Source organism: Chitinophaga sp. GbtcB8, assembly GCF_019091455.1.
GTDB lineage: Bacteria > Bacteroidota > Bacteroidia > Chitinophagales > Chitinophagaceae > Chitinophaga.
In genome coordinates this window covers 61,393-72,955 of record NZ_JAGXJN010000041.1, presented here as the reverse complement: position 1 = coordinate 72,955, position 11,563 = coordinate 61,393, and the positions used below count along the sequence as shown (strand labels likewise).

Sequence of the window (11,563 nt, the reverse complement as noted above, 5' to 3'; positions counted from 1 at the left end):
CATGCTCCACCATTACACCTTTAGGCTGCCCGGTGGAACCAGAGGTGTAAATAACATAGGCCAGCTGATTAGCAGTGATGTTCATCACTGGTGCATAAGTGCTGTAGATATGAATCTCATCTGCATTCAATGCAGGGTCCACCATCATGATGCCCATACCATGAATGCGTTCATCCAGCTGGTTATCTGTCAACAGTACGCTAATGCCACTGTCGCTGATCATATACTGCAAGCGGTCTGCCGGGTAAGCAGGGTCAATAGGTACATAAGCTGCACCGGCTTTCAATACGCCCAACACATATACCAGCATTTGTTCGGAGCGGTTCACCATAATACCAATGCGCTCTTCCGGCTGCACATGGTAGCGGGCCAACAGATAGTTCGCTAATTGGTTACTGGCTTCGTCCAGCTCCTGATAATTGAGTATCTTATCTTCAAACACCACTGCAGTAGCTTCCGGGTTTTGTTGTACCTGTTGGGTAAACAGCTCCAGAATGTTGCCGGCCGGGTTAGTGGCGGCAGTTGCGTTGAAAGTATTTAAAAGTTGTTCCTGTTCTGTAGCGGTGAGATAGCTCAGCTTATCTATAGATGTTTTGCTATCAGCTACAATAGAAGCCAGGATCTGCTGGCAATGCGCCCCCATTCTTTCAATACGGTCCCGGTTATACAGGTCTGTATTGTATTCTATGCGCAGCTGCAGGTTATCGCCATATTCATAAAAATCAAAGGAGAGGTCAAATTTGCTGATGGTTACATCTGCCGGGTAGTCCTTTACTTCTATGCCGTCAAAGTTTCTTTGTTCAGTAGTGGACAACTCCACGTTTTCCAGCGCTACCATTACATCAAACAAAGGAGAACGGCTCATATCCCGCTGCAGGTCCAGGTCATCTACCAAACGGTCAAAAGGATACAGCTGATGGTCATAAGCGCCTACCGTTACCTCTTTTACTTTATTTAGCAGCCGCACAAAACTTTCATTGCCTTTGAACTGTGTGCGTAATGCCAGGGTATTCACATAAAACCCGATCTGGTTTTCCAGCTGGTAATGATCACGGCCCGCAATAGGAGAACCGGTAATAATATCGCTCTGGCCTGTATAGCGATACAGTAAAGCTTTTACACCAGCCAGGAGTACCATGAACAAGCTAGCGCCTTGTTGTTTACCTAAATCTTTTAAAGATTGGCTGAGTGAGCTATCCAGGCTGTACTTCACTACATCTCCATTGGATGTAAGCAGTGCAGGACGGGCATGATCTGCAGGCAGGTTCAGTACCGGCAACTCACCGCTGAATTGATCTAACCAGTAAGCCTTATGAGTATTTGCAGCTTCACCATTCAACTGCTCCTGCTGCCAGGCGGCGTAATCTTTATATTGAATGGAAAGCGGTGCTAAGGGGGTGCCCTCTCCTTTCACGTAAGCATTATACAAAGACAATACCTCATCCACCAGTACTTCCATGGACCAGCCATCAGCAATAATATGATGCATGGTGAGCAGGAACACATAATTATCCGCAGCACGTTGCAGCAGATCAGCTTTTAACAGCGGCCCTTGTTCCAGGTTAAATACATGGTTGGCTGCTGCCGTTACACATTCAGCTACCTGGCTTTCCGGCGCTTGCTGCATATCAATTTGCACCAGCTTAAAAGCAAAGGCTTCAGGCGTATGTATCCTTTGACGTGGCTCTCCATCTATCGTAATAAAAGTAGTGCGCAGTATTTCATGCCTTGCTACCAGGGTAGTAAGCGCCTGCTCAAAAGCAGCTACTTCCAGTTTTCCTTGCAGTATAAATGCACCGGGTAGATTATAAGCTACCTGCCCTTCTTCCAGCTGGTCCAGGATCCACAGGCGTTTTTGCGCATGTGAAATGACGTAGTGCGCTGCATCAGCAATAGGTGTAATATTTTCATATGCCACCACGTTGGACTGTGCAATCACTTCTGCCAGTGCAGCAATGGTAGGATGTGTAAAAACAGTGCGCAGGTCCATTTTTGCATGGAACACCTTATGCACCTGTGATAACACGCGGGTAGCTTTTAAGGAATGCCCGCCTATCTCGAAAAAGTTATCCAATACACCAATGGGCGTACGGTTCAACACTTCTTCCCAGATAGCCACCAGTTTTGTTTCCAGCGTATTGCGCGGTGCTACATAATTATTAGTGACTGTTGCAGTAAGTGTAGCGGCCTGTAAAGCTTTGTAATCTATTTTGCCGTTCACTGTCAGCGGAAAGCTGTCCAGCTGTTCAAAACAGGATGGAATCATATACACTGGTAACCTGGTTTCCAGGAAAGAGCGTATGGCAGCTGCCGTAAGTGCTTTGCTGGCTGTGAACCAGGCCACCAGCTGCCGGTCATCTTCTGTATTGCCCTGCAGCAGCACTACTGCCTGTGTAATGGCTGTGTGTGCCTGTAAAGCGCTTTCTATTTCGCCCAGCTCTATACGGTAACCTCTCAGTTTTACCTGGTGGTCATTACGGCCCAGGAACAATAAGTTTCCATCTGCCTGCCAGCAGGCCAGATCACCGGTTTTGTATAAACGGCTATTGTTGATGATAATAAAACGTTCCTGCGTTAAACTTTCCCGGTTCAGGTAACCACGGGCCACACCTGGGCCGCCTATGTACAACTCTCCGGGTAAACCTATGGGCAACAGTTGCTGCTGTGCATCCAGGATGTAGTACTGTGTGTTACGCATAGGCTTACCAATGGGTACATGACCAGATGCAGGAATAGTTTCCAAAGTAGCTTCGTAGTAAGATGCATCGATGGTTGTCTCCGTAGTACCGTAACTGTTAAGAATACGCAGGTGACTACCAAAACGCTCCTGCAAACGGCGAAAATCTTCTACCCTGCAGGTATCTGAACCCAGGATCACCAGCTGCATAAAGGAACTATCTAATCCTGCGTCATAGATGCGATCCATGAGTGGCAGCACCAGTGCGGGTGTGGATTCAAAAATATTGATGCGGTGTTGAGCAATTAATTTATACAAGCCTTCAGGATCAGTACGCAGATCTGCCGGGGCAATGATCATACTGCCACCATTCAGCAAGGCGCGGCACACATCTCCAAAGAACACATCAAACGACATGCTGGCCATCTGCAACAGATGTACTTCAAAAGTATCCAGCTTGTACGCTTCCCGCCAGCCCAACGCCATGTTAAAGAGGTTGCCATGCTCCACCATTACACCTTTAGGCTGCCCGGGGGAACCGGAAGTATAAATCACATAGGCCAGCTGATTAGCCGTTATGTTCACCACCGGTGCATAAGTGCTGTAGATATGGATCTCATCTGCATTCAATGTAGGGTCCACCATCATAATGCCCATGCCGTGAATGCGTTCATCCAGCTGGTTATCTGTAACCAGCACGCTAATGCCGCTGTCCTTGATCATGTACTGCAAGCGGTCTGCCGGGTAAGCAGGATCAATGGGTACATAGGCTGCACCGGCTTTCAGTACACCCAATACATATACCAACATTTGTTCTGAGCGGTTCACCATAATACCAATACGCTCTTCCGGCTGCACATGGTAGCAGGCCAGCAGGTAGTTGGCTAACTGGTTACTGGATTCGTCCAGCTCCTGGTAATTGAGTATCTTATCTTCAAACACCACTGCAGTAGCTTCCGGGTTTTGTTGTACCTGTTGGGCAAACAGTTCCAGGATGTTACCGGCCGGGTTAGCGGCGGCAGTGGCATTGAAAGTATTTAAGAGTTGTTCCGTTTCTGCATCGGTGAGATAGCTCAGCTTATCTATGGATGTTTTGCTATCAGCTACAATAGATGCCAGGATCTGCCGACAATGCGTACCCATTCTTTCAATACGGTCCCGGTTATACAGGTCGGTATTGTATTCTATGCGCAGCTGCAGGTTATCACCGTATTCATAAAAATCAAAAGAGAGATCAAACTTGCTGATAGTTACATCTGCCGGGTAGTCTTTTACTACTATGCCGCCAAAGTCTCTTTGTTCAGTAGTAGACAGCTCTACGTTTTCCAGCGCTACCATTACATCAAACAAAGGCGAGCGGCTCATATCCCGCTGCAGGTCAAGGTCATCTACCAAACGGTCAAAAGGATACAGCTGATGGTCATAAGCGCCTACCGTTACTTCCTTTACCTTGTTTAACAGCTGCACAAAACTTTCGTTGCCTTTGAACTGCGTGCGTAATGCCAGTGTATTCACATAAAAACCGATCTGGTTTTCCAACTGGTAATGATCACGGCCGGCAATAGGAGAACCGGTAATAATATCGCTCTGGCCTGTATAGCGGTACAGTAAAGCTTTTACACCAGCCAGAAGCACCATGAACAAGCTGGCGCCCTGCTGTTTGCCCAAGTCTTTTAAAGATTGACTGAGCGAGCTATCCAGGCTGTATTTCACTACATCTCCATTGGATGTAAGCAGTGCAGGACGGGCGTGATCTGCAGGCAGGTTCAGCACCGGCAGCTCACCGCTGAACTGGTTTAACCAGTAAGCCTTGTGGTTATTTGCAGCCTCATTATTCAATTGCTCCTGCTGCCAGGCTGCGTAATCTTTATATTGAATAGATAGCGGTGTTAAGGGATTGCCTTCTCCCTTCACATAAGCATTGTACAAAGACAATACCTCATCCACCAGCACTTCCATAGACCAGCCATCGGAAATAATATGATGGATCGTATAGGCAAACACGTATTCCGTAGCTCCTGATTGCAATAAAGTGGTTCTGAAAAGCGGACCGGTTTCCAGGTCAAAAGGCGTATTAAATTCCGCCTGTACCAGCGTTGCTGTTAAACTTTCTTTATTGCTTTCCTGCTGCAGATCATGGTACTGCAGCTTAAAACCGCAGCTTGCAGCCGGTAATATTTTCTGACGGGGTTCATTATCTACTGTAATAAAAACAGTGCGCAGGCTTTCATGCCGGTCTACCAGGGTTTCCAGCGCTCTTGTAAAAGCGCTCCGGTCCAGCGTTCCGTTAAGTAGTACAGCCGCCGGCATATTATAAGCTACCTGTCCCTGTTCCAGCTTGTCTAAGATCCACAAACGTTTCTGTGCATGGGATACTTCATAATGTTCCTGCAGGGGCAAGGGAGTAATAACGGCATACGTGGTTCGGCCACTCTGCGCCACCACTGTAGCCAGCTGCGCTATGGTAGGATTGGAAAAAATATCCGCCACCTTCAGGGAAATATCCAGCGCTTTGTACACCCGGGATATTACCTGCATAGCTTTTAAGGAAGTACCGCCCACCCGGAAAAAGGATACCTTGCGGCCTACTCTTTTCAGGCCCAGCACTTCCTGGAAAATTTCATCCAGCAATGTTTCTGTAGCTGTTTGCGGCGCTTCATAATCTTTGTCACTAATGATCAGGTTATCCGGTTTGGGCAGCGCTTTCTTATCTACTTTGCCATTAAGGGTTAACGGAAACTCTTCCATGGGTATAAACCAGGAAGGGATCAGGCCTTGCGGAAGCTCCGTTTGCAGGAAAGCGCGCAAGTCATCTATGGTAATGTTGTTACCGATGTAATAACAGATCAGCTCCTGCTGTTCCTCCCGGTTCTTGTGCGTGGTTACAAACACTTCCCGGATCCCCTCTTTACCCAGCACGGCCTGTTTAATTTCGTTTAGCTCTACCCGTATGCCGTTGATCTTTACCTGCTCATCCAGGCGGCCCAGCACTTCCAGGCTTCTGTCAGGCAAATAGCGGCCCAGGTCACCGGTTTTGTAAATAATATCCGGTTCAGGGCTTAAGGGATTTTGTACAAATACTTTTTTGGTAAGGGCTTCATTTTTAAAATACCCCTTTGTCATGTAAGGGGTTTTAATGTACACCTCTCCTATTTCCCCTATGCGGCATAATTTACCGGTATTGCTGATCACTGCTATAAAAGCGCCTTCTATGGGTTTGCCGGCATGAATGGCCTGTGCAGGATCTGCGGGCAGCTCATTGATACGGTGAAATGTTTTGGCCAGCGTAGTTTCAGAAGTACCATACAGGTTCACAATCTCCACATGCGTGCCTACTGCCTGCTGCCAGTGCTGTATGTCCCGCCCGTAAAGGATCTCACCGGCCATCAGCACATATTTCAATTCGGGGAAACGGGTATTGGATGTTTCAGCGCCTGATAATTCTTTAATAAGCAGGCGGAAAAGAGAGGGCACGCAATGCACCAGGTTAATACCGTTATCTTCCAGCCAGCCGCTAAGCTGCGTCATGTTAGTGCGGTACTCCACTGGCGGAATACAAAGCGTACCACCGGAAGTAAGCGGTAAAAATATATCCCTTAAAGAAGCATCAAAGGTTGTTTGGGTTAGCTGGCTTACACGGATATTCTGCTGCACATTAAACTCCTTCCGTTCCCAGCCAATAAAATGGTGCAGGCTGCGATGCACACCCACAAAGGCTTTGGCCTCACCTGTAGAACCGGAAGTATAAAAAATATAACAGCTGTCAGTATCCAGTATCAGCTCATCAGGGTTCTTGTCACAGATCTTGCCATCAAAGGGATCATGAACAGCATCATGCAGGCACTCTGCTATTTTCGTATCCTCATCCAGCACAAACAAATAACGCACACTTACCTGCAGGGTTTCCAGCAAAACATTCACTGCATCTTTTTGCGCCGTGGTAGTGATCAGCACTTCACAGGCGGTTTGCTCAAAGATCTGCATCATACGCCGGAGCGGGAAAGCCAGGTCCACCGGCAGGTAAATGCCGCCTGCCTTAAACACGGCCAGCAATGATGCCACCAGGTTAATACCGGAAGGCATGGCTGCCATTACAATAGTATCCTGTTTTACGCCTGCGGCTTTCAATGCCCAGGCCAGGCGATTGCTTTTTATATTCAGCTCCCGGTAAGTGACCTTACGGCTACACTCCTCTACTGCCGGCTGCTCCGGGTATTGTGCTACCGTTCTTTCAAAATCTGCAACTAATAACTGTGCCATGCGTTTTGGGTTTATTCTTAATTAATAAACATAGGTGCCGTCAAGGGGCCAGGTCTTGTAATCGTTCTGCCAAATGCGGCTCAGGTCTTTTTCCAGCAGGGAAAAGATGCTGGAATCACGTTCCATATTCTTGCGGATCACTACTTTCTCCCGGTGGAAATCTTTTGTTTTTTCATCAAAAGGCAGGTTCCCGAAATCGTAGAAGCGTACTGCACCATCTATATCCCGCACCCCTACTACCTTTCCTTTATTGTAAATGCTGGGCGACCATGGTATATCCAGGATGCCGGCCTCAATGGCTTTGATAGCGCCTTTGGCAATAGAACCATTAGACAGCTGCATTACGGCATCCATGATCTGTTTTACTTCAGAGCGGATCAGCTGCTTTTCGATCTTCAGCTTTTCCTTATCCACCATGCTGTGATGTGCGGTAAGGGCGCCCTGCTTGCTCAGCTTCACGGCCTTGGCATTATCAAAACGGTCCGGGATGCGGATGGCTTCCACGGCGGTTTTCACCATTACCTTAGTAGCGCCGGCCAGCGTGGCGGTAATGCTGGAATTAAAAATGAGGTCTTCCGCTTTTTTATAATCAGAGGGGAAAGCAGCCATAAACTGGTGATATACGGTGGTTACCCGCACATCCATAAATCCGTACATGTGCAGGAAAGCATTCACCTGTTCTTCCATTATCTGTATGGCAGCAATGTCCTGTGCACGGTTGCCCTGCTCTGCATAACCTACGGTGATATTTTTCACACCCTGTTGTGCGGTAAGAATAGCCTGTATAACGTTTACGGATATGGCCAAAGAGGGTTCTATCAGTGTAGCGGTAAGTGTACCAAAGTATTCGCGGTTAATGCTTACATCATGCACTTCTTCATAGAATGCGCTCAGGCGGTCAATGAACTGCCAGTTGCGTAAAGATTCTATCGGGTTCGTCAGCTTATCATAAGGCAGGCAGTAACAGATACAACCGCCTTCTACTGCTGTAATGCCGGCTGCCAGCGCAATCTCGTAGGTAAAACGGTGATCAGGGCCGCCTCCTCTTAGCTGGAAAGGCCGTTTCAGGGAAGTGATCAGGCGGCGTACCTCTTTTACGCCGTACACCGGGATGGGAAAACCGTTCAGCTGTGATTGTTTCCTTTCTATGCTCAGGTCCTTTCCCAGTTCTGCTTTATCATACATGCGTGAGCGTGAGGCCGCATCCAGCTGCACAGAGCTTACGTCACTGCCTTCTGCTTCCAGGTGCTGCAGCAGGGTTATCTGCTGCTCAATATCCGCTACGCCGGTCCTGGGCTGAAACAGGGGTTTGTTACCCGCCTGTTTGTTGCTCCATAATATATTGCCCAGCGTGTGCTGTTTGTTTGCGTTCTGGTAAGTATCCGTCATTACCTCCCGGCCGGTATGCCACTCTGCCAGCACCTCCTTGCGGTGTGTGGTCAGCTCTTCCCGTGTCCACTGGCGGTCCGTGATCTCATCTACCCGCAGCTTTTCCGCTACCAGCGAGCGGCGCCTGTTCTTACGGTAATTGCTTTCCCGTTTGGGGATCTCATGGCGGTGAATATCTTTCCTGATCTCTTCCAGCACCTGGGTAAAGGGTACCGGTTTCGGGTATACGTTGGTAAATCCCATGCCCAGGTACTTCTTCTTGATCTGGAAATCAGATTCGCTTACCGCCAGGCTGCCACCCAGGTACCACAGCTTGGTGCTGTCGTCTGTAAGCTTGTACTGGCTCATAAGACGGGCAAAATCCTGCAGGTATAATTCCGCATGCCCGTTCTTGTTAGAGATCATGATGATGTCAAAATCCGGTGCATGATCAAAAAAAGAGGAGATAAGATTACGGATGCCCAGGCTCTTTACAAAAAATCCCGCATCCTTGAAACCCAGATCCAGCAGTCCTATTCCCACGGAATGTGCATCATCGCCAATGCCTCCTATTAATATCCTGTGTTGGTATTCCATTGTTGTTAGTTTTTAATTTTGGAAATAGTACGGGCGCCATAGTAACAGTAGTCTACTGTTTTGCGGGCCAGCAGTTCAAATGCATCTATAAAAGGCACTACCATGCTGCCCTTCATTACCAGCGGCACTTCAGAACAGGCGCCTATCACTACCTCCGCACCTTTTGATACCAATATTGGCACCTGGCAGCAGAACATTTGTTTTACCTCGTCTGTAAGGCAGCCTGATTTAATGCCGCCATCCATATAAATGGGCCGCATGAAAAATTCTTCCTGCTCGGTTTCATTCAGGGTTACTACTTCATAACCCAGGGGTTCCAGCCGTTGCTGGTAAATGCCGGAACGTAACAGGCCTGTAGAGCCAATGATGCCGATCTTCTTTTTACCGGTATAGAGGGGGTTAGTGGTCAGCTCTTCCTGCACCAGGTTCACAGCGCTGAGGATCTTTCCCTGGAAGTGTTGCTCCAGCTGCTCACAATAATAATGTGCTGTCATACAGGCCAGCACAGCCACTTCCACGGCGCTGTTGTTAAAAATGCTGATAGAACGTTCCAGCTCAGGCAAGGGGCTGGCTTCTTTATAAACAATGGCACGGGTACGGTCAGGGATAGCGCTGTTGTTATGTACTAAAATGTCCAGGTACTCCTGGTCCTTTTGCGCGTAAGACAGCTCCGTGATCCGGTTGAATAACCATACGCCGGCATGCGATCCCATACCGCCTATAATGCCCAGTTTCTTTTTAGATACGTTATTAACTTGCATAAACTAATTTTTGAGCGTTTGAATGGGAAAAGGCGGGCATATCAAATACATCCAGGAAAATGTTAAAGGTGAGCACCACAATTAACAGGTCGCTGTCAAACGGCAGATTCAGCTTAAAATCATCTTTGCAGTAGATCTTCTTCAGCCTTTCTATGGTATCGGGATTAAAATAACCCTGCCTTTTAATGCGGTCGTAAGAAAGCATGTCATTGATCCATTCAATGTTATTCCTTAACAGGTGCGGGCTGCCGGGTGCTACAAAGCCTTGTTTCTGGCGGGCATAGATCTCTTCCGGCAGGTATTTCTTTGCTACTTCCTTCAGTATATATTTCTCTACCAGGTTCTTTAATTTTATTTCAGGCGGGATGGTTTTTACAAAGTTGGCCAGGTTCACATCCAGGAAAGGATAACGGCCTTCAATGGAATGCGCATAGGCTACACGGTCGCCATGGTCAGCTACCAGGTGGTCTGAGAGGCGCAGCTTCATATCCAGGTAAGAACGTTTATGAAAAGCATGGCGGCCTTCCAGCTTGCGCTTGTCAACGCCCAGGTTTGTCAGGCAGTCAAAATCACTGAAACCTTCATTCACCTCATCGGAATACAAGGCCTGTACGGTTTCCCGGAAAGAGACATGCCTTTTCTCGTAAAAGAAATTGGGATCACTCCATAGCTGCTCATTCATCTGATCTTCCAGCAGGTCTTCCAGGTCTTTTTCCACCGGCATCTGGCTGCGCTGCACATCAAAGCGGTATCCTACATATCCACCCAGGAACTCATCTGAGCCTTCACCGGTAAGGATCACCTTTACGCCGCTGTTGCGCACATTTTCGGATAAAGCCAGGGAGCAGGTATTATAAGATTCTTTTAAGGGGCATTCAGAATGATACACTGCCTGGCGCAAACGCTGCTCTATTTCCGGCCAGTCAAACGGTATTTCCGTATGGCGGGAGTTTACATGTTTGGCTACTATCTGCTGGTACTTGCGCTCGTCGATCTCTTTGTGATCCAGCGTGGGAAAACCAATGGAAAACGACTGGTAGCTGGTATCCGGGTGGATCTTTTTCATCATAGCGCCAATCAGCGATGAATCCAGGCCCCCGCTGAGGTAAAAGCCCACGGGCACATCTGCGTTTAGCCGGTACCGGATTGATTGCAGCAGGATCTCTTCCAGCTGCTCCGCATAGTAGGATTCCGGCTTGTTCTCATAATTATGTTCCTGCGGGTAGTAATCAATGTCCCAGTATTCATTGGCTGTTACCTTCCCGTCTTTTACCTGCAGGTAGTGACCGGGTTTTAAGCTGATCACATTTTTGAACATGGTAGCCGGGCTTACCAAACCGGGGAATGCAAATACCTGGTCCAGGCCTGTGAGGTCCACTGCTCTTTTCACCATTGGGTTTTGCAGGATGGCTTTGATCTCTGAACCAAAAATGAGCACCTCGTCTGTAATGGTATAGAACAGCGGGCAAATGCCAAAGTGATCCCGCGCCAGCAAAAAGCTATTGTTACGCCCATCGGAAATAGCAAAAGCAAACTGCCCGTTCAGCCTTTCAATAAAAGCAGTACCATATTCCAGGTAGGCATGCAGCACTACTTCCACATCGCAATTGGTGGTAAAATGGTACCCTTTCTGCTGCAGCTCTTCACGCAGCTCTTTGTAGTTATAGATCTCACCATTACAGATCATACGTACCTGCTCATCGGCTGTAAAATAAGGCTGGTGGCCATGCGCCAGGTCAATGATGCTGAGGCGGCGAAAACCCAGCCCTACATTTTTATCAATGAAGCAGGATGCTTCATCCGGCCCGCGGTGTTGTATGGCATCTGCCATCCCCATCACGGTTGAGCGCTCAATGGTATATTTTGATTTAATATCGAAAATCCCGGTTATGCCACACAT

At 48.0% G+C, this 11,563-nt stretch carries 4 protein-coding genes; all 4 read right to left on the bottom strand.

Annotated elements, in window-relative coordinates; translation table 11 throughout:
* The coding region (locus tag KVT36_RS26775; RefSeq protein ID WP_217606515.1) for a non-ribosomal peptide synthetase at positions 1–6,937 on the bottom strand (6,937 nt) is incomplete at its 3' end.
* 21 nt (positions 6,938–6,958) lie between these two features.
* A complete protein-coding gene (locus KVT36_RS26770; protein ID WP_217606514.1) occupies positions 6,959–8,902 on the bottom strand; it encodes a methylaspartate mutase subunit E in 1,944 nt (647 codons plus the stop codon).
* A 5-nt stretch (positions 8,903–8,907) separates the two neighbouring features.
* Entirely contained in the window at positions 8,908–9,663 is a 756-nt protein-coding gene (locus KVT36_RS26765; protein ID WP_217606513.1) for an aspartate/glutamate racemase family protein, read from the bottom strand.
* Complete coding sequence (gene asnB / locus KVT36_RS26760) at positions 9,653–11,563, bottom strand: asparagine synthase (glutamine-hydrolyzing) (protein ID WP_217606512.1); 1,911 nt, start codon at positions 11,561–11,563, stop codon at positions 9,653–9,655. Before asnB ends, KVT36_RS26765 begins: the two co-directional genes overlap by 11 nt.

What these genes read in the sequence shown, in the direction of transcription:
- KVT36_RS26770 (WP_217606514.1), bottom strand. Translation starts at nt 8,902, where the DNA reads ATGGAATACCAACACAGGATATTAATAGGAGGCATTGGCGATGATGCA.
- KVT36_RS26765 (WP_217606513.1), bottom strand. Translation starts at nt 9,663, where the DNA reads ATGCAAGTTAATAACGTATCTAAAAAGAAACTGGGCATTATAGGCGGT.
- asnB (WP_217606512.1), bottom strand. Translation starts at nt 11,563, where the DNA reads ATGTGTGGCATAACCGGGATTTTCGATATTAAATCAAAATATACCATT.